Below are 19,275 nucleotides of genomic sequence, written 5' to 3'. Positions count from 1 at the left end.
GTATCATCATTATATTTTTCGATGTTTCTTTAATGCAAATACATTTCCTATTGCAAATAATACTGAGAAAAATAGTAAAACAGTTAAATCTAATGCAATCTCTATAAATCCTTGATTTCGAATCATCACTTGTCTCATTGCGTCAGCGCCGTATGTGAGCGGAAATAATTTCCCTAACATTTGGAGCCACTTATTCATCGATTCAATTGGAAACAAACCAGAAAAGAATATTTGTGGCACAATGACAAGCGGTATAAACTGGATCATTTGAAATTCATTATTTGCGTATGCTGATAAAAATGTCCCTAAAGTTAATGCCGTTAAAGAAAGCATACATGTAATAAGTAGGGTTAGCCATATGGATCCAGCTACATACAAGTCTAAAATATAAACTGAAAAACTTACGATTATAATGGATTGTATAAATGCAAAGATCCCAAAACCAATAATATATCCTACAACTATTTCCCATCTTTTAATTGGAGTCGATAATAACCTTTCTAAAGTACCACTTAAACGTTCTCTTACGAAAGACACCCCTGATAAAATAAATACAAAGAAAAATGTAAAGAAACCGATTAATACAGGACCAAGCCCATCAAACATTGTAAAGTCTTTAGAGCCATGTAAATAATTCACTTCAGTTTTCATAATTGATACATCGTTTTTCTCTGTACTCTTTTGTAATATTTGGAGCACAGCACGATTTTTTGACGAATCACTACCTTCTAATACAATATTCATTTTTCCATTTTCTAATCGAATTACTGCATCTACCTTTTGATTTTCCAGCTCAGACATTGCCTTTTCTTTACTATATTCATAAATTGACGCTTCCTGATTTTTCATCATTTTTACTACCTGAGCGGGCATATCGACAACAGCGATATGCGGTACATAGTCTTTTTGTGTAAACACTAGCGATAATAACCAAAGTAATAACATAGGTGCTCCAAACATCATTGCTAACGAACGCTTATCCCGAAAAAATTGGCGAATAATACGAATGATTACACCAGTAACTCTCATAATAGGGCCACCTCTTCCAACAAAAAGACATCTTCAATCCGTCCTGAAGATACTCGCTTTTTCAGTTCTTCAGGTGTTCCAGTCGCTACTAGCTTTCCTTCTCTAATTAACCCTAGGCGTTCACAATATTCAGCTTCGTCCATAATGTGCGTTGTTACAATAATAGTAGTGCCTTCCTTTTTCAAATCATAAAATTTTTCCCAAATCGTTTTTCTAAGAAGCGGATCTATCCCCACTGTTGGCTCATCTAAAATTAATATTTCAGGTTCATGAAGAAGGGCTATTGCTAATGATAAACGCTTCTTCATCCCGCCTGAAAAATGCTGTACTTGCTTTTTCATATGTTGTGATAATTGAACAAGATCAAAAACCTCTTCAATTCTTTCTTTTTTACGCTTTCCTTTTAATCCATACATTGTTGCCATAAAATCTGCATTTTCAAATGCTGATAATTCTTCGTATAATGCATCCACCTGAGCCATATAACCAATTCTTTTCATTTCATTTAAATTAGGCATGTTCGTGTTGTAAACAAACACTTCACCTTTAGTCGGCTCATTAATACCAGCAATCAATTTAATAAGTGTCGTTTTCCCTGAACCAGAAGGCCCAACTAAACCAAATATCTCAGCTTTTTCAACTTGCAATGAAAGATTGTGTAACACTTCTTTTTTTCCAAAACTTTTTGACACGGTTCGTAAAATAATTGCAGGTTGCTGCACGTTTTCTTCCCCCTTTTCAAAAATGAGTGAGTACTCACTTTTATTTTACTCTTGCGTAATTATATGTCAAACTTCATTGATTAGTATATATTTTCAATCAACAATATGAAACAATGAAACAGAGTCGACATTAGAATTTCATTTCCTAAAGTCGACTCTGTTTCATTTAAATTATATATTTTATTTTATGTTTTTAAATTCATATATTTTCTAATTCTAGCAACATCTAAAGAATATTCGATAACTAACTGCTGTAACGGTAATATAACTGTATCAGGATATAAATGGGCATATTGTAATGTTTCTGCGTATTTTTCTAACCTTTTTTCTAAATACTTAATTATTTGATCAGGATGACTTACTAATAAACATTTACAATAATAATGTATTTGTTCCTCAATCGCCGTATATTCTTCAATTTCATATTCTTTATGCATGTGTACACCCCTTTAAGTTTTTTCACATGAGTTACTTATCACATTTTTCACTCGACTAATTTTTAAGTTTTTTGATTATTTACACTATAACAAACTCTTCGGGTCAAATTTTGTTACTTTATGTAACGTAGAAAATTTTTAACAAAATTGTAATGTTAACTTGTATAAAATGCATATGTCCTATTTTTTTCTGTATAGAAAAGTCGTACAGTTCAATTTAACTGTACGACTACAAGTTCTGGCCTATTAAAAATTCTTTGCGGAATGATACTATTACCTAATCCTCTACTCACTACCATAGACGTATTTTGTTTTTTATATAAACCGGCTGTATATTTAGGTAAAACACCTTAATTTGGAGCCACTAATTTGCTGATAAATAGTAACTAAATTGTCCACCCTGAGCGTGTCCTGATAAAACAATATCTATTTGCTCATCAGCATAATTCTGAATAAATTTAGGTCTATAGAATAAATTATCTATTTCTCCTATTTTAATGTGGTGCTCCTATATATAGATATACTCCTATGTAATCCGTAATTTTCCTTATCGGATAAATTAATAAAAATTATTTCCCTACACATTGAGATTACAAGTTGTATAAGGAAGCTCTTCTTTTTTCCATGCAAGAAATCCTCCCTTTAGATTAACCACTTCCTTTATACCAGCTCTTTGTAAAATACTAGCTGCTATAGCGGAACGCAATCCGGTTCGACATTGTAAAACGATTGAGCAATCCTTTGGTATACAATCTAGTTGCTTAAATAGATTTCCTAAAGGGATATGTATTGCATCATAAAGATGTCCTTCCTCCCACTCTTTTTTACTACGCACGTCGATTACCTTAACGCTTCCATCTTTTATATGCGGATATAATTCAATTGATGTTTTTTCTTTGTAACTTTCAAACCTATCAAGTCTTTGTATAACTTGTAAGGGTGCAAAAGCAATAATATTATCTAGCCCAATAGATTCAAAGTCTCTAATAACCTCCTCAACTCTAACTTTTTCCTCATCTAGAATGATTATAGTTTCTGTTTTATAATCTAGTAACCATCCACACCAGGTTGTAAAGGAATTGTTATACGGTATGTTAATTGATTTCTCGATGTGACCAGAAGCAAAACTCTCTACATCCCTTATATCAACTATTTGCTGAACACTCCTCATAACTTCTTGAAGTTCTTTTACTGTTTTAATAGCAAAAACTTCTCTCTTCTTACGAATTGGTGGACCGTACTTATTTAAATCCTTCATTAATGAAAAATATTTTGGAGGCTCTGGCTGTCCCGTCAATAAAGTCGATACAAAATCACCTTGTTCATTACACTGAAATGCCCAATTGAACATCTTTTCATAACCTAATGTAGAAGTTGGAATTGCTCCTAATGCTTTTCCACATGCACTTCCTGCACCATGTGATGGCCATATTTGCAAATAATCAGGGAGTATTTTTATTTTTTGTATAGAATCAAATAATTGTTTCGCTCCAATTTTTGCAGTATCTTTCATACCTACAGCAGTTTCTAATAAATCCGGTCTTCCTATATCTCCTACAAATATAAAATCACCTGTGAATATTCCTATTGGCTTATCATTCGTATAGTTATTTTGACTTGTATCAGTTACTAAAAAAGAAATACTTTCAGGCGTATGCCCTGGTGTGTGCATTACATTAAATTTTATATGACCTACTTTAAACTCTGAGCCCTCTCTAACCAAATTATATCGACCTTCGTTAAGATATTGATATTTCCAATCACAATCACCTTCATCAGATACATATAAATTGGCATGATAAAGAGTAGAAAGTTCTCTAGACCCAGAAAGAAAATCTGCATGAATGTGAGTTTCAGCCGCAGCTATTACTTCCATCCCCTCTTTCTTAGCAAATTCTATATATTGTTCTATATAGCGACCTGGATCAATTACAATTGCTACACCTTCCTTCTGACAACCGACTAAATAGGAAGCATGTGCTAATTTTTCATCATAAAAATATTTTAAAAGCATAGCTATTCCCTCCAATTAGTTATTTCAAATTGCTTTTCAATTTTAATTTTTATAACCACTTTCTCTTTTCTCTTATAGAATCCCTTTCAACATAAAATTCCAATACATATAGGGCAACATATATCTTTTAAGTAAAAACATACTATACCGTTCTTTCGCTTGATTAAATGGAAACGTTTCTTGAGGCTCATGTTTATAGTTAAATTCAGCGAGTATCAGACTTTTATAACCAGTAATAATCGGACAAGATGTATACCCATCATATTTAGCCTGCAAGTCTCTTCCGTTAAGTACGTCCATAATATTTTGTTTTAAGATAGGTATTTGTTTTCGAATTGCCGCTCCAGTTTTAGAGGTGGGTAAGTTGGTACAATCTCCAAGTCCGAAAATATTCTTATACTGCACATGTTGTAAAGTATAAGGGTTTATATCTACCCACCCCTGAGAATCACTTATTTCACTCTCTTTAATAAAATTAGGTGGCCCCATTGGTGGAACAACATGGATCATACTGTATGGTACAGTTTCTCTTTTCAGTGTTTGTGTATCTTCAAAAATTGCTTCTCTCTTTTCGGCAATAATTTCTACTAAGTTTTTATTATAATTTGTTATAATTTGCTTTCTTTCTAGTACTTGTTCTAATGTATTAGCATATCGTGGAACCTGAAATATGTTAGCGTTCGCGGTATAAAACATTACTTCACTTTTGTTTCTTACACCGTTATTAGAAAAATACTCTTCTGCTAAATACATAATCTTTTGTGGGGCACCACCGCATTTAATAGGAGTATTGGGGTGGGTAAAAACCGCATTTCCTCCTTTAAATTTTTTAATTTCTTTCCAGGTAGAATCAACATATTTATAAGAGTAATTGCTACAAACCCCATTAGTCCCAATAGACTCTTTTAAACCTTTAATACCGTCCCAATTTATTTGTATACCGGCTGCTACAATAAGAATTTCATACTCAAGCAGCAGTCCATCATCTAAAAGTAGCTTATTTTCATCCGGAAACAACTTAATAACACTTTTAGGGATCCATGTTGCCCCTTTTGGAATAAGCAATTCTTGATCACGCATCGTAATTTCCTTTGAAATAATTCCTCCCCCCACTAAACTCCATAGTGGTTGAAAGTAATGTTTTTTTGACGGATCAATAATTGCAATACTTTCTTTCAATAGGGGTACATTTCGTAACAAATGTGCAGTAGAAGATATTCCAGCAGTCCCAGCACCAATTACAATAATTTTATAACTATCTCTGGTCTTCATTATCCTCTTCCTATCTAAAATTGATTTTTAAAATAACTATTTAGTAGCCTTATTTTCATCGTAATAACATTATTATAATTTAAAAACACCATGTATTTATTTGAGTAAAATGAAAATTTTGTTAATTTAATCTTCAATATTACTTTATGCGTAAATCCCCTATGTTACTTCCCTCTTTATATATTTCTCAATGCTAGTCTTTTTCCTATCTTACTTTAATTACAATTTCTCTCTACGCTCAAATCTATCTTTATCTCTTTTTTCCAAGAAAGCGCTTCTTCTAGGCCTTCTTCACCATTCACTTCATAGCTTATTTTCCAAGCTCTAATCGTTCCAGAATTAACAGAAAACTTTTACGTAATGTCAGCTATTGAATGACAATCATCTTTATAAAGAGCTAAAATCGCCAATTTTTCAGCTTTAGAATATTTCATTCTATCCATAAAAAATCCTCCCCATTAGGTAGATAGATTTTTCCTTTTTATCTATCTACCTAACGGGGAGGATATCATTATACAAGTGTGTTCTTTTCTTTTTTCAGTTTTAATAACTAAAATTCTTAGCCTATAGTAGCCAAATTAAATTATTTTACACCGACCTGATTCCAAGCATTTTCTATAGCTTTATACGTTACACTATCATAACCATCATAATCAGCCGCAGATTGTAATAAAGCAGTACGAGCTTGTTTAAAGTCGCTAGTTGGAGTCAAATATGTTGTTAACGCACGATAATAGATTTTTTCTGCCTTTTCTTTACCAATAGAATTAATTGTCAAATATGCAGCCTTATTCGGAATACCACTATTTATATGCACTCCACCATTATCTCCCTCTTCAGTTTCTGGAAGATATTGGTAGTTTCTCATATGAGCAGGTTGTCCATATTTCTCAGGATTTGATAAGCTTCGTAGTGCGTCCCCAGAAACACCAGGTGTAAATACAGCATCTCCTACATACCAATTGGTAGGATCAACAAAATAGCCAAGGACATCAGAGAAAGATTCATTTAATGCACCTGATTGATTTACGTAACGAAGATCAGCAGAATACTCTGTAACAGCATGAGTTAATTCATGTGCCACAACATCAAGAGAACCAGAAAGTGGAATAAACCTGCGACCATCTCCATATATCATTTGCTGGCCATTCCAAAATGCATTATTTACGTTAACTCCATAATTCACAGCGGAGCGAATCGTTTTACCTTTCCCATCAATACTATTACGATTATGGACATTTTTATAATAATCATAGACTTTCCCTGCATGATAATGGGCATCAACTGCTGGCCCTTGATCTTTATTTGTCCAAGATAGACGATAATTTATTGGATAATCTTCATCGCTATGATTTACTGTAAATGTTTCAATATAGCCACCATTCATAGGCTTTGTTGTGTCTTTTAAGTAGTATTTTCCCTTTACACTACTAAAAGTTGTATTTAATTCTTTGTTATCACCTAGTACCCCATATCCATCACCTTTATGAGCACTATCTGCATCTGTAACTGCATTATATGAATCTACAATTGTCCCATCTTCCGCATTAACATAGATGTGCCAATTAGCACCATAAGGTTTAATAAATTGTAGTTTCACTTTAAATGTTAAATGGTAAGTTCCATCTTTTTCATATACAACTAAATCTGCTTTTTCATTAGTAGACTCTCATTTTTCTTTTATCTGATCTAATGCATTCCCATCCATTTTTACTAGCGTATCATTTTTTGTAAGTTTAATATGTTTCCAAGTATTTGAAAGTGCTGTTTCCTTTGTAATCTTTGCTTTTGTATTACCCTTTAAACTTTCCTCTGCAGCTGGATGGACATCTCCATTGACCGTTGTTACTCTACCCTCTTTATCTGTATGTACAATAAATTGTGCACCATAAACGGGTATTTTATTTATAGATCGTGTATAAACATAATGTTTCATACTTAAATCATCTAATTTCACTTCTTTAAGTGTTAAATCTTTTTGTGGATTTATTTTAAATAATTCTTTATTTTCTTCAAGAAACTCTTTTACCGCTTTTTGAGTCTCTACCTTTTTATCAGATAAGTCACCTGAAAGAAATGATGGGCTTCCCTGTTCCTCATTCCAATTTTTTTGTAGTAACTCCATTTTATCCATCGCTTCTTGTTGAGAAACTTGCTCTTCTGCAAACGCAGTTGAAAATGGTGCACCTAACATTGTTCCTGCAGCAAGCAATGTAATAGCCGTTTTTTTTATTCGTTTTCCCCCTTCAATATGAGTAATATAAGAGATATAATTACAAAATTTAATATACAATTATTTTCGGATTTTTTGTATAAATATGAATAATTTCATATTATTCGTTTGTAAAATTATTAAGATATAAATTCTTTCTAGAGGTGCCTTCACATGCCCATCAACCTAAAATTTTGAAAGTACCCCCAAATGAAAAATTTACTTTTCTACAGTTATTTATGAGGATTAAGCCATTTTTTACATCTTGCGAGTAATTATTTAATCGCTGTTGTACTTCTGTTTGAATATAAGTAAAATAAGTTCCATTCATCCAAAAAACACCCCTGATTTCCTATGAATAATGGAAATCAGGGGTGTTTATCGGTATATAAACCTTTAAAATTATTAATGAGTCTTCTTTTAAATAGATAAACGGTTAAACAGATAAAAAAACTTCCACTGTTATATTATCCCTTATTTCTTAAATACAGGTGCTATTTTATCAATGCGATTTGTCCAAATTCCACCTGTATAATCGTTAGGAAGGCGTTTTATATCTTCAGAGGAGTCAAACCCACTTGAAAACCCAAACTCATTTCCTCCTACAATGATAACTCGAGTATCTGCTTTATCCATTCGATAAATTAAACTTGTATAATGTTAGCTTGATAGGCATAGAGCACCACCCACATTTTAATTATTTTATAGACCAAGCAATTCTCAAAAAATGATAGCACAATTTTAATTATGATTTTGATTTTAATAATACGTTCTGAGACACTACTCTTCTTCTAAAATAGCGTAATAATATTCATCCCACCATTCATTTCCATGGGGTATACACTTCTTGAAATAGCCTTCTCTCCTCATTCCAATTTTCTCCATCACTCGATATGATGGGGTATTTTCTGGCTGACATGTAGCTATAATTCTATGTAATTTCATTTCCTTAAACCCATATTTCAATGTAGCTTGTGCTGCTTCAGAAGCATATCCTTTATTGAAATATTTAGGATTGAATACCCACCCAATCTCATAAGTATGTTCACCAAAATATTTATGAAAAACAATATGACCAATCAGGATATTTTCACCTATTAGTATCACAGGAAAGTTCTTAGCATTTTCACCCATATTTTTATTTACAAAGTTTCTTGTATCTTCTTCAGTAAAAACCCCTTCAGGTATGTATTTCATAACATCGCTATCTGATGTATACTCATGAACAGCTTCCCAATCCTTGAATTCAAATTTTCGTATTAGTAATCTTTCTGCTTTTATAAACATTTACTTTTCTCCCCTCAAAAACTCGTTACTTTATTTCAGATTCACATTTAATCCTTAAAAAAGAACTTGCAGGAATCTCTACAAGTTTTTTTATATCACGTGAATATATGGGACAAACAAACTATCTTACCGATTCATCATAGAAACTACAGGGGTAGTACTTTGACAACTATATTATATAACAAATCTTAACATCTGCAGATTTTATTTTTGAAAATTATGTTAATTAAGAACAAAATTATCCTTTTCCTTAACTATTCTAACTTTTATTCACTTAAATAAGCGTGTAGTTCAAAACAAATCTAATAATGAGAATATGGATACTAAATTTACTCTCAAAAACAGAAACACTTAACTGCATACCTTCTGAAAGTAAACATAAGAAAGACGTTCTACTTCATATGAGTAGAACGTCTTCTCACTTTAATTCATATATTTTTGGGGACTTATTTATTTTGTGTCGTATTTAAAAAATTAATAAATTCATCTTCATAGTGATTGCGCTAATAATAATTCGTAGAATCCAAGTTGTATTCATGCTAATCTTTTCTAATTGCTTATTAAATGTAGCGATGTCTTTCTCATTAATTGTTTTGCGAGTTTCTAAATTACGAATATCTCGCATAATTTCTTTTTGTTCTGCTTTTAAACTGTCAATTTTTCCAGAAACATCTTCCAATACGTTCACATCATTTTATAATCTTGATAAAGCAATCTTTATATGATATGAGACAACCTTATTCATCGTGAATTCTTTGCAGGAAATTCCATACAAAACCCGTATTTTGTTAATAATAAAATACGAAGAAATTCATTTATTTTCCCCTTTGAATAACTTTTTTACAAAGAAAAAAGACCTTGTAAATTACAAAGCCTTTTTTCTTATATATAAATTTACAACTTTCATTTTAGTATTAGTTAAATCCCCCCACCAGGCTCTGTATTAGCTGGTGCTCCTGTATTTCCATGTGCATAACTCGGAGACCATGTATCTCCCTTATTGTAAGAAGGCGCCCCTCCTGTATTCCCTTCCGATTCTAACTTCGGTGCAGGGAAATGTCCATGAGTATAAGTTGGTGCTCCCCCATGATTTCCATGTGCATATGCAGGCGCTCCTCCTCCATCACCTACTGAAGCCGCTTGAACAACCCCTCCACCATTTCCATGAGTAAAACCAAAAATTCCAAATCCTAAAAAAGATAAACCTACGACTGCTGTACCAATTCTCCTTTTCATAATCTCTCTCCTCTATGTGTATTTCATGTTAATTGAAATGAACATATTATGGATATCAGTCATGATGAAAATTCGACTCATTTCATTACCATATATTTATACTTATATGTATTTTTTTGTAAAAACTTCTTTAAATATGAAAAAATGTTTATTTTTTGTAAAAAATAAAATACATTAACAAATTATTCACTTCACAATTTAGGCTTCTTTGCCTAGCCATATTCACCACCTCGCGGTAATCCCTAATTTAATATTGAAATTCTCTAAATCCTGATGTATTATATTTTTGTATTTTCTCAGTTCCCAAGCCGAGAATACATCATCACTTCTGAAAGGACCCGAACTCCATCGGGTTCTTTTTCATTCCTCTTATTGTAAATCTATTTATTTAAATGTAAAATTATAAATGAGCTCTAATATTTTGAATCGAGGTGAAAATCATGAGAAGTTTTAACTCATTAATAATCTCTACTATCTGTTCAATACTTCTTATAATTTGGAATTTCAATTCCTTCTATCACGGATTGACAACAGGACGTACATACTACTGGATTAATGGCATCGCAGCTGTTATCTTCCTTTTATTCTTTATCCTCAACATGCGCGATTTTAAAAAGAAAAACTACAGAACCTCATAACAATAGGAGTTGATACATATGTGGGAAAGATTTAAAAACTATAAATATTCCTCAAAAGAATTAAAGTTCATGCTTTGGTTATTTGGTATTACTTGTTTTGTACACTCGGTCGCTTTCTTTGGCGGACTATTTTCTTCCGAGTTTCTTTGGTTTAAAGGCCTTTGTGCAATTGCTGCATTACTAGCTTTTATGGATGTTAAGCGAAAAATCAATAAGTATAAGATAGCAATGTGAAAAGGAGCCACTACAGGTTCTTTTTTTCTGTTCAAAATGAGAACGCCCTCCATATTTCCTCGTTATAAATAATGATATGATAATTTCATGTGACCAATCAACCCAGCAATATTGGCGATCTCAACAAATAACACAAAAGCCACGACACTCACGCACCATGGCTAAATATATAAATGTAATTAGCCTTTTCGTCCTTTTTGCGGATTCTTACCGTCCATGCCCGTTCTCCGGTAACGTTTTAATAAAAGGGTCTATGTTTACTGTTTATCAATGCATTGATACATTATCCCCACACTACTTTTCTTTCAAAGAACTGTATAGACAGAGTATAATATCGATTCTGTTTTGAGAAATCCCTGGAAACTTTCCTTTTTTCATCCCCTTTTCTATTGAAAAAAAGACCTACATTTATGCAGGTCAAATATAAATTAGGGACTTTACTTAGATAAAATTACTGACGAGATTTCATACTACTTATACTTGTGGAGACGGGAATCTTGCAGCTTCAAAATGCGTACCATTTTCTACATTTGAAATAACTCCAGCTACACTACTTTGTGCAAAAACCTCAACTATATCCCCTGCATTCAATTGAATTATCGATGAAACAGCTACAACATTAGCAAAGTTTATTGGGCCAAAAAAATCATTATCTATTGCAATTGCCGGATTCCCATTAACTCGAATTTCTACCCGCGCTCTATAGTTTACGTTTAGATTATTGGGAATGAACGCAATTGTTCCAATAACAGAGTAAACACCTCTTGTCTTTGGTATAAAAATGGATGTTGCAGGGTTATATTCATTTGCTAAATCAAATTGTTCATTTTGGAATAAAACTTTAACAAATGTATTTGCTGGCAAATTCTGATTAACTGTACTCACAGCTCTAAAAGCAGATGCTCTTACAAGATTGTATCCGTTATCATCAGAACAACAATTCACTTTTACATTAAACCAAGGCTTTTCCTCATGTTTTTTATCACATTTGTCATAACTCTTACTGCTTTTATGACAATCATGATATTTCTTTTTGGAATCCCTACAATAATCATCGTAGTAATAAGACATACTAGATTCCTCCTTTAAATTTATTAACACATACTATGTAAGATAGATTAGATAAGTTTGGACGAGCTGTTACTATTTTTAATAAAATTAAAAATCTCATCATAATGGCAAAGTACAAAGAAAGTAAACAACTGGAAAGCGATGCCTAGAAGCATAATAACAGTCTTTCTGCCATTTTCATTATCTGTATTTTTAGCCATTATTTTGTTTGTAGGATATCGATTAAGTTAAACAGAAAACCTTTAGGTACTCCTGAATAAAACTCAATATTCTGCCGACAATATAGACAACCCATTTCGAACCATATTCCATTATTGGAGCAGTTAGCTTTTACTAACTGCTCTTTTTTTGTAAAAAACGAACACAATTAACTGCAAGCACATATAATATTCAGTGTTCCTTTCTTTATAAAATAGTCTTTACAAAATGAATCTCGTCACGAGAGCACTTTATTAAGTGCTCTTTTTTGTTTTTAAACTAATAAAAAATGAAATTTTTACCACATAGCTAATTGTTAAATATTTTACGCTTATACATTATAATGAAATAGTTATTGCATATTGGCATTAAGAGGAGCGTCCTGATTAAGCGCTTCTCTTTTTTTATAAAATAGCGTTTTAGTTAACATACACTTACCGCCCATAAAATATCTACAGATTTCAAACTTTATAGAAAAAACCTTCACTTCCAATTTAGTTATATTAATATATTAAATAAAGTGTGTGATAAATTAATGGAACAACTTGACTTTAGTGCTTTAGAACCACCACTATTTTTGTTAGTACTTCAATTAATTGCATTTGTATCAATCATTTGTATCGTATATGGAATCTTATACAACAACTTATTAAAATTAAATATGCCTAAATGGACTGCCCATGCGGTAGCTACGGTATTTTCCCTCGGTATTGCCTATCAATCTTTTATGAATTTCATTTAAAAACATTTTTCTTTATTTCTCTCTTTTGTAGAGAAATCTATCCTTTACCATGCAAAAACGTCAGGCAACTTAATTCGTTTCCTGACGCTTTTACGGTTATTTATTTTCAAATAACTATTTTTTTAAGTTTTGCTACATCCATTTTTTATACGTCTTTCTGCTAAACATATTTGTCCAGAAAATCCTATATTATTGAACAGGATTATCGATTCTCAAATTGCAATTTTTTAATTTTGATGAAGCAACCACCTATAATGGAAATATACTTTTTTCTAAGGAGGAATCTAATGTATATATCAAATAGGATTGGCTTATATAGCTGGATTGCAACTTGCCTATACTTTTTAATTGAACCTTTCTTCATTTTCACTTCTACAGCACCTTATAACTATTTGCATCATGCAATGAGTGATCTAGGTGTAACAACCTGCGGAGTATTCACCTACGAAATAGCGCCTTATGAAATATGCTCCCCTAATCACTTTTGGATGAATTTACTCTTTATTCTTAATGGAATAACATTTTGTATTGGAGTACTATATATTTCACAACATCTAGAAAAAACAAAAATTAATAAAATAGCAACATTTTTTATACTTATAATAGGAGTCTCTACTATAGTTTCAGGATTAATTCCTGCAGATATAAACCTAATTGGACATTCTATTCTAGTTTGGATAGGTATGCTTACTGTATTTCCAGGATTATTTATTTTTGCTAAGAATCTTAAAAAAGCTGGAAAATGGACATATTTCTGTTTACTAAGCTTAATAGTAATAACAATCCTTATCTCACTTGTTTTTCTTTTCCCCTTACCTGCAGGCCTACTACAAAGACTTTTTTACTTGGTTCTTTTCGTTTGGGGAACTGTATCAACCTACAAATTGATAAAATAAAGTTTTTATACAAAAGTGCACATTTATCAGGAACATACGTAAAATAATCATGATCAACTCAGTGGTAGTTATTGAGCACCTTTTATGGTGCTTTTTATTTGCGACTAAATAGGGATTTTATTTAAATTTCATAAAACTTCTCTTTACACAAATAAGTTCAAAATTATCTATTTAGCATATATAATACTTTTAAGCAGTTTAAATTCTATACATAGGTAATGGAGGCATTAAAATGGGGAGTATCCCAAATTCACTACCACAACAATCAATCTCAAAAATACAAATTAATCCTAACAAGAATCCACAAACGAACAAAAAGCTAAGACGTCGTCTTTTATTAGCACTTGCTTTTATGCTACCTATGGTTATTTCCATTCAAATCTGCATTTATAAGCAAGAACAAATGATTCAAGAAAAACAAATTACACTAAATAAAGAAAAGAAAAGATTGTCTGAATTAGAAATCATAGGACGTTATTATGAAAACGATATTAAAACTTTAACAGAGAGTGAAGAAGGTATTTTAAAGTTCGCAAGGAAATTGTATGGATTCTCTAGACCTGATGAAACTATATTTCAAATAAATGAATAGTTTTTCAAGACATAAGCGATTGTCATTAATCATGAAGTGATTTAATGATAAAAAATACATACAATAAGTACCCTATACATCATATTAGATTAAATCTTATTAAAACAAAAAGAGATGCCCTAGTAACATATCTAGGACATCCCTTTATTTTTACTCATCTTAAAACATAACTTGTCTAAATTTCAAGATTCTATATATCTCTAACAATTAAACAATTATTAGAGATATCTTCTACCTAAAACATCGTATTATTATTAGCTGCCTCATTTGGAATTTCTTGAATTACATCCCAGTGTTCGACAATCTTTCCATCCTTTATACGGAAAATATCCACTATAGCAACTCCCTTATCTTGAGAATTAGTACGAGAATGTACATGGAGGGCAACTGTATCTCCTTCAGCTACTACACGTTTAATCACTGCAGAGGCATTTGGATTTTTTACAAAATCCTCCTTAAAGAAATCCATGAAGACTTTTCGGCCATCAGCAACAAAAGGATTATGTTGCTTATAATCTTCACTTACATATTTAGGGATAATATCGATATTATGTTTGTTAAAAACTTCATTATAGAAATCAACTACCATCTTTTTATTCTTTTCTTTTTCTGTCACATTATCTCTCGATACCGATGCAGCATTCTCACCCTTTATTGAATGGCCTTTGGTATTACCAGTTGAAGCTTGAAATATCAAAGTCGACACAATTCCTAAAATAAACACAGAAATAATTATTACTATTAAATTTTTCTCTACTTTCATATATACCTACCTCTTCTAATTTTATAATTCATCTTCGTTAACACCCTTGATACAGGAAAAATCTTTCCCATAATGTGATGTCAGAGATATTGTTAGGAAAACACATTTATCCTAACAATACTCCTTATACGAGGCATGTTAGAAACTAGTAATCCTAACTTAATACCTCATTAACAGTTGCACTGTCCACAATTTGAATAAACTTCTTAACCTTATCGTTCTCATCAAACTCATAAAGATGACAAAAATCTGCTACAAATAATTTCCCTGTTACTTTATACGTTCCACTATATTTTCCATACACGATAACAGTATTGTTATTAAAAGCATAAATTTCATCTTTAGCGCTATAGTTATCCCATTCAGTTCCAAGACGTTCATGTACATTTTTCACTACTTCATCAGGACCTACATAAGTGCCCGTATATGGAAACCCAGCAGCTTCTGTCCAAGATACATTTTCACTTAAATACGTTTTAAAAGCATCTAATTTTCCTTCGCCAGTTAACACATACGTTTCATGTAATAGTTTTTGATATTCATTCATAGCATTAACCCCAAGGCATTTCTTTTGTTACAACTTTTGCACTTAATTCTAATACACCTTTATTTGCATAGCCTGGATATGCTGCATCAAGTTTTGCTACAAAATCTTTTGAATTCTTACTTTCCTCAGAAGCTTGAATTGCAGTTCTTAAATAATCCATAGTTGCAGTAATCGCTTGACTATCTAATGATTTTTCAATTGATCCATGGCTCGGTATAATTACGTCAACATTTAACGCCTGTAACACTTTCAAGTTCTCAATCCATGCCTCCATTGCTGATTTTGAGCTAGTATCTGCTAAGAATAGATGAATTTCGTTAAATACATCTATTCCCCCAATTAATAATTTCAGTTCTCTGTTAAATAAGCTAGTTCTGTAATCGTCTAAGCCTACTAGTTCAAATGTTAGTCCTTGAAAATCAATAGATTTTTCCTTAAACACTTGAGGTAATACCACATTACTTGGTGCATTTTCTCCAAGTGCATCTTTCCAAACTTTTAATTTTCCTAAGACAGAATGAACAATATGTTCAACAGTAGACTCTGTGGCATACGCTATAGCTTCTGGGTATGCAGCTTTAATACTTTCTAACCCGAAATAGTAATCCGGATCCCCATGGATAATAAAGATTTTATCTAGAGATAAGTTATTGTTTTTCAAATAATCCACAATTTCTTTCGAATCAGATTGAGTAAATTTTGTGTTTATTAAAAATGCATGTCCTGCTTTCTCAACTAAGGTTGCAGTGACCATAAAACTTTTTTCATCCGAGCTAAAAACCGTTAATTTCACATCTTTTTGATTTGTATCGATTGTTTTAAACATAGATATTATTCTCCTTTTGTTATACTTATTGAATAGATAACACACTTTTATTTTGTTCCGACAGAAGACTCCTCTTCAATTCTCTTAAAAGGTTCATCGCACCAGCAAATAGATGGAAGATGTATGTCGGATGGCGTAAGCTAGCATATTTGCTACTATAGCCTAAGTTTTCTTAATATAAATTTTTAAAACGTGCTTCAATTTTATCTGGCGTCATTACCCCACCACCAATAGGGATAATTTGATTATCCTTTTGTAAAAGTAATGAAGGATAACTATTAACACCAAGCTGTCGAACTTTATTGAAATCATTTTGGACATCTATTACTGTTTCCTGAGCGTTTAAGCGTTCTAATACTTGTTCAGGGTCCAAACCATGCTCGATTGCAATCTTACGATATGTCTCAGGATCACTTAGACTTTGTCCCTCATAATAAAACGCTTTTTGCATAGCCGAAGTGAATTCTAACAAACGGTCTGGAGCGAATGAGCGTAATGCCGAAAAACCAATTGCAGCATCTTTCGAATTCATTTTAAAAGTCCCTTCATCCACCAATTTTTGATATGAAGGACCAAATTCTGCACCTGTGAGTTGATTAATTCTTTTATTTCCCTCTTCTATATATGAGAAATTTTTCATTGGTAAATTATCTAAAAATAAACCTCCACATAAAACTGTTAACGGTATTTCAGTATGGTTTTTGTAAAAACCTTTAATACTTTCTGAAAATCCATAGCACCATCCACAATAAGCGTCCCATACATAAATAAGGTTATCTTGTTTCGTCTCCATTTAAATCTCCTACCTTTATTTTTATTATCCAGCTCAGCTAAATTTCTGTTTTATATAAGTACATCTTTTTATATCTTGTTCTTTTTTGAGTTACCTTAATATATTTTTCAAAACTAACCCTTTCAAAAAAGATTAACTATGATTTTTAACAAAAGATAACTGAGCACATTTTTCCTAAAAATAGATATCAGTTGTAACTGATATGATTACAATTTTATGTAACCATTTTAGTTACAACTAGTATAGAAGTCAATTCTTTTTTTACAAAAACATTTAATTTCTATCCTAGCGCTTCCAGAATTCTAGTATCAAATACTTTTCTTCTTGTTCATAAATTTGTCATAGTCCTTAGTAAATTAATCCCAAAACTTCTCAGAAAGAAACGCTCACTTTTTAATATGCTTTATATAAAAAACTACAACATAACATATAATAAAAAACGGTGAACCCTCCACGTAGGAGAATCCACCATCACAAATAAATGATTATTTCACACCTAGTTTTTCTTTTGCTTTCTTAGGAAGCTCGTCTTCCTGCACTTCCTTCCAAGCCGTTACACCTTTTTTCTCTGAATGATATACACGTAGGAATGCTTCTTTACGAAGATTCTTTTGTACAATAAATTCTAACTCATTTTCCTTACCTTCCTTATCAAAACCCGATAATGCATATTCATACCCCTTTACCATTCATAGATTTTGAAACTCCCTCTTTTCAATCCATTGTAATTTGAACGTAATATTCACTTTTAACGATACGATTAATATCACACCCAACTAATAGACTTGCAAATACAACTAATAGACTAAAAAGTGACATATATTTTTTCATATTGTTCACCTCATTGATTTTTATAATACTGTAATCTTAATCTGTTTTCGTTTGAAGAAAAATTCAAAAACATGACTTCAACATTACATTTTCGAAAGATAATAAAATTACATACATCAATATTAACAAATGAAATATTTACTTAATCATAGAAAATCATTTAAAAGATTACTAACTGAACTAATATATTATCTTGTAAGAAAAATATAAGTAGCCCGTTAAAGAACCCTACAGAACAGGATTATTAACATATAAAGTGACAACCATTTTATTAAAAACACAGGAATTCAACATTTTTGTTATGCCGTATGTATATCATGTCCCGTACAAAAAAGCGAAGTCTTCAACCAAACTTCGCTTGTCATTGTATTATGAATTACAGGAATTATTGCTAAATGCCAAAAGTTTATTTCTTCAAACATAGATCTTTTTTATTTCAGCTAACTGTGCAAAAGAATTTGATCAAATATAATTAATTATTGATTAACCGCTTTAGCCACAAGGACTGCGTATGCTTCTGCACCTACATTGGTTAAATGCACACCATCAGGTGCAAAGTAGTCTTTCTTTCCAGCACTTGCTGCATACCAATCAACTAGAGTTACATTAGGATATTTAGTTACTGTTACTTTCAGTCTCTCGTTCACAATTGATTCCCACGGACGTGGCACTCTCGTATTAATAAATATTATTTTACGTTCGTTTCCAATTAATTTTATTAATGAAACAAGTTGCTCAGTAGTAAAGGCTCCATTTGTACCTAATCCGATAATGACATAGTTTCCTAAATTCCCTTCATTTTTTAACTGTTCAACTACTGGAATCGCTTTTGATAGCTGACGGCCAATTTGCGCATCAATCCTAATATCAGGAAAAGTATTTTTTAAATATGGAGTAATATCAATCATAACGGAATCGCCTATCGCAGTAACTGT

At 31.7% G+C, this 19,275-nt stretch carries 19 protein-coding genes and 4 pseudogenes; 5 read left to right on the top strand and 18 right to left on the bottom strand.

The annotated features are described in order from the left end of the window. Positions 1-9: 9 nt before the first annotated feature. The 11 genes and pseudogenes from COL05_RS28055 to COL05_RS28000 form a co-directional block, all read right to left on the bottom strand. Positions 10-1,029, bottom strand: a complete 1,020-nt coding sequence (locus COL05_RS28055; protein ID WP_098670964.1) for an ABC transporter permease — start codon at positions 1,027-1,029, stop codon at positions 10-12. Next, positions 1,026-1,751 carry an ABC transporter ATP-binding protein gene (locus tag COL05_RS28050; RefSeq protein WP_142337696.1) on the bottom strand — a complete coding sequence of 242 codons (726 nt, stop codon included), beginning with the start codon at positions 1,749-1,751 and terminating at the stop codon, positions 1,026-1,028. The genes COL05_RS28055 and COL05_RS28050 overlap by 4 nt, the downstream gene beginning before the upstream one ends. Positions 1,752-1,936: 185 nt before the next feature. Next, a complete protein-coding gene (locus tag COL05_RS28045) occupies positions 1,937-2,188 on the bottom strand; it encodes a hypothetical protein (RefSeq protein WP_000548621.1) in 252 nt (83 codons plus the stop codon). Between the two features lie 212 nt (positions 2,189-2,400). Next, positions 2,401-2,663 (bottom strand): annotated as a pseudogene (locus tag COL05_RS32075) (metallophosphoesterase); the annotation flags it as partial. Positions 2,664-2,765: 102 nt separating this feature from the next. Next, the gene (locus COL05_RS28035) at positions 2,766-4,202 is read right to left on the bottom strand and encodes an MBL fold metallo-hydrolase (RefSeq protein WP_098670963.1); all 1,437 of its coding nucleotides are present in this window, start codon (positions 4,200-4,202) and stop codon (positions 2,766-2,768) included. A 72-nt stretch (positions 4,203-4,274) separates the two neighbouring features. Beyond that, the gene (locus tag COL05_RS28030; RefSeq protein WP_098670962.1) at positions 4,275-5,474 is read right to left on the bottom strand and encodes an FAD/NAD(P)-binding oxidoreductase; all 1,200 of its coding nucleotides are present in this window, start codon (positions 5,472-5,474) and stop codon (positions 4,275-4,277) included. 583 nt (positions 5,475-6,057) lie between these two features. Then, positions 6,058-7,707, bottom strand: a pseudogene (locus COL05_RS28020) (M4 family metallopeptidase). Between the two features lie 453 nt (positions 7,708-8,160). Beyond that, positions 8,161-8,325 (bottom strand): annotated as a pseudogene (locus COL05_RS28015) (glycerophosphodiester phosphodiesterase family protein); the annotation flags it as partial. A gap of 141 nt (positions 8,326-8,466) precedes the next feature. Continuing rightward, on the bottom strand, positions 8,467-8,973 hold the full coding sequence (locus tag COL05_RS28010) for a GNAT family N-acetyltransferase (protein ID WP_060630906.1): 507 nt from the start codon (positions 8,971-8,973) through the stop codon (positions 8,467-8,469). Positions 8,974-9,439: 466 nt separating this feature from the next. Further along, a complete protein-coding gene (locus COL05_RS28005; protein ID WP_098670961.1) occupies positions 9,440-9,652 on the bottom strand; it encodes a hypothetical protein in 213 nt (70 codons plus the stop codon). A 239-nt stretch (positions 9,653-9,891) separates the two neighbouring features. After that, positions 9,892-10,209 (bottom strand): hypothetical protein, encoded by a 318-nt coding sequence (locus COL05_RS28000; RefSeq protein ID WP_098670960.1) that lies wholly within the window; start codon positions 10,207-10,209, stop codon positions 9,892-9,894. 440 nt (positions 10,210-10,649) lie between these two features. On the opposite strand from COL05_RS28000, the gene COL05_RS32070 reads away from it, so the two are divergent. Then, complete coding sequence (locus COL05_RS32070) at positions 10,650-10,847, top strand: hypothetical protein (RefSeq protein ID WP_098670959.1); 198 nt, start codon at positions 10,650-10,652, stop codon at positions 10,845-10,847. Positions 10,848-10,865: 18 nt separating this feature from the next. Then, positions 10,866-11,081, top strand: a complete 216-nt coding sequence (locus COL05_RS27990) for a hypothetical protein (protein WP_071716451.1) — start codon at positions 10,866-10,868, stop codon at positions 11,079-11,081. Positions 11,082-11,555: 474 nt separating this feature from the next. Here COL05_RS27990 and COL05_RS27985 read toward each other — a convergent pair whose 3' ends face one another. Next, positions 11,556-12,152 (bottom strand): ABC transporter permease, encoded by a 597-nt coding sequence (locus COL05_RS27985; RefSeq protein WP_098670958.1) that lies wholly within the window; start codon positions 12,150-12,152, stop codon positions 11,556-11,558. Between the two features lie 733 nt (positions 12,153-12,885). On the opposite strand from COL05_RS27985, the gene COL05_RS27980 reads away from it, so the two are divergent. From COL05_RS27980 to COL05_RS27970, 3 genes are all read left to right on the top strand, one after another. Continuing rightward, positions 12,886-13,092, top strand: coding sequence for a hypothetical protein (locus COL05_RS27980; protein WP_098670957.1), 207 nt, complete (start codon positions 12,886-12,888; stop codon positions 13,090-13,092). Positions 13,093-13,379: 287 nt separating this feature from the next. Then, on the top strand, positions 13,380-13,988 hold the full coding sequence (locus tag COL05_RS27975; protein ID WP_098670956.1) for a DUF998 domain-containing protein: 609 nt from the start codon (positions 13,380-13,382) through the stop codon (positions 13,986-13,988). A 232-nt stretch (positions 13,989-14,220) separates the two neighbouring features. Next, positions 14,221-14,580, top strand: coding sequence for an FtsB family cell division protein (locus COL05_RS27970; protein ID WP_029438384.1), 360 nt, complete (start codon positions 14,221-14,223; stop codon positions 14,578-14,580). 235 nt (positions 14,581-14,815) lie between these two features. On the opposite strand, the gene COL05_RS27965 is transcribed toward COL05_RS27970, so the two are convergent. The 6 genes and pseudogenes from COL05_RS27965 to COL05_RS27940 form a co-directional block, all read right to left on the bottom strand. After that, positions 14,816-15,343 carry a nuclear transport factor 2 family protein gene (locus tag COL05_RS27965; RefSeq protein ID WP_098670955.1) on the bottom strand — a complete coding sequence of 176 codons (528 nt, stop codon included), beginning with the start codon at positions 15,341-15,343 and terminating at the stop codon, positions 14,816-14,818. Positions 15,344-15,497: 154 nt separating this feature from the next. Next, positions 15,498-15,890 carry a nuclear transport factor 2 family protein gene (locus tag COL05_RS27960; protein WP_098670954.1) on the bottom strand — a complete coding sequence of 131 codons (393 nt, stop codon included), beginning with the start codon at positions 15,888-15,890 and terminating at the stop codon, positions 15,498-15,500. A 4-nt stretch (positions 15,891-15,894) separates the two neighbouring features. Next, complete coding sequence (locus COL05_RS27955; RefSeq protein WP_098670953.1) at positions 15,895-16,716, bottom strand: MBL fold metallo-hydrolase; 822 nt, start codon at positions 16,714-16,716, stop codon at positions 15,895-15,897. Positions 16,717-16,888: 172 nt separating this feature from the next. Next, complete coding sequence (locus tag COL05_RS27950; protein ID WP_098670952.1) at positions 16,889-17,509, bottom strand: DsbA family protein; 621 nt, start codon at positions 17,507-17,509, stop codon at positions 16,889-16,891. A 485-nt stretch (positions 17,510-17,994) separates the two neighbouring features. Then, a pseudogene (locus COL05_RS27945) lies at positions 17,995-18,340 on the bottom strand (YxeA family protein). A gap of 476 nt (positions 18,341-18,816) precedes the next feature. After that, the coding region (locus COL05_RS27940) for an SGNH/GDSL hydrolase family protein (protein WP_483861172.1) at positions 18,817-19,275 on the bottom strand (459 nt) is incomplete at its 5' end.

Origin of the sequence: Bacillus sp. AFS059628 (genome assembly GCF_002571225.1) — a bacterium.
In the GTDB taxonomy this organism is placed as follows: Bacteria; Bacillota; Bacilli; order Bacillales; family Bacillaceae_G; genus Bacillus_A.
This window is presented reverse-complemented; position numbering and strand designations above follow the sequence as displayed.

Coding starts and splice junctions, on each gene's coding strand:
- COL05_RS28000 (WP_098670960.1), bottom strand. CDS start 10,209: ATGAAAAGGAGAATTGGTACAGCAGTCGTAGGTTTATCTTTTTTAGGA.
- COL05_RS27970 (WP_029438384.1), top strand. CDS start 14,221: ATGGGGAGTATCCCAAATTCACTACCACAACAATCAATCTCAAAAATA.
- COL05_RS28030 (WP_098670962.1), bottom strand. CDS start 5,474: ATGAAGACCAGAGATAGTTATAAAATTATTGTAATTGGTGCTGGGACT.
- COL05_RS27965 (WP_098670955.1), bottom strand. CDS start 15,343: ATGAAAGTAGAGAAAAATTTAATAGTAATAATTATTTCTGTGTTTATT.
- COL05_RS27980 (WP_098670957.1), top strand. CDS start 12,886: ATGGAACAACTTGACTTTAGTGCTTTAGAACCACCACTATTTTTGTTA.
- COL05_RS28055 (WP_098670964.1), bottom strand. CDS start 1,029: ATGAGAGTTACTGGTGTAATCATTCGTATTATTCGCCAATTTTTTCGG.
- COL05_RS27985 (WP_098670958.1), bottom strand. CDS start 12,152: ATGTCTTATTACTACGATGATTATTGTAGGGATTCCAAAAAGAAATAT.
- COL05_RS27955 (WP_098670953.1), bottom strand. CDS start 16,716: ATGTTTAAAACAATCGATACAAATCAAAAAGATGTGAAATTAACGGTT.
- COL05_RS28035 (WP_098670963.1), bottom strand. CDS start 4,202: ATGCTTTTAAAATATTTTTATGATGAAAAATTAGCACATGCTTCCTAT.
- COL05_RS32070 (WP_098670959.1), top strand. CDS start 10,650: ATGAGAAGTTTTAACTCATTAATAATCTCTACTATCTGTTCAATACTT.
- COL05_RS27990 (WP_071716451.1), top strand. CDS start 10,866: ATGTGGGAAAGATTTAAAAACTATAAATATTCCTCAAAAGAATTAAAG.
- COL05_RS28010 (WP_060630906.1), bottom strand. CDS start 8,973: ATGTTTATAAAAGCAGAAAGATTACTAATACGAAAATTTGAATTCAAG.
- COL05_RS27950 (WP_098670952.1), bottom strand. CDS start 17,509: ATGGAGACGAAACAAGATAACCTTATTTATGTATGGGACGCTTATTGT.
- COL05_RS27960 (WP_098670954.1), bottom strand. CDS start 15,890: ATGAATGAATATCAAAAACTATTACATGAAACGTATGTGTTAACTGGC.
- COL05_RS27975 (WP_098670956.1), top strand. CDS start 13,380: ATGTATATATCAAATAGGATTGGCTTATATAGCTGGATTGCAACTTGC.
- COL05_RS28045 (WP_000548621.1), bottom strand. CDS start 2,188: ATGCATAAAGAATATGAAATTGAAGAATATACGGCGATTGAGGAACAA.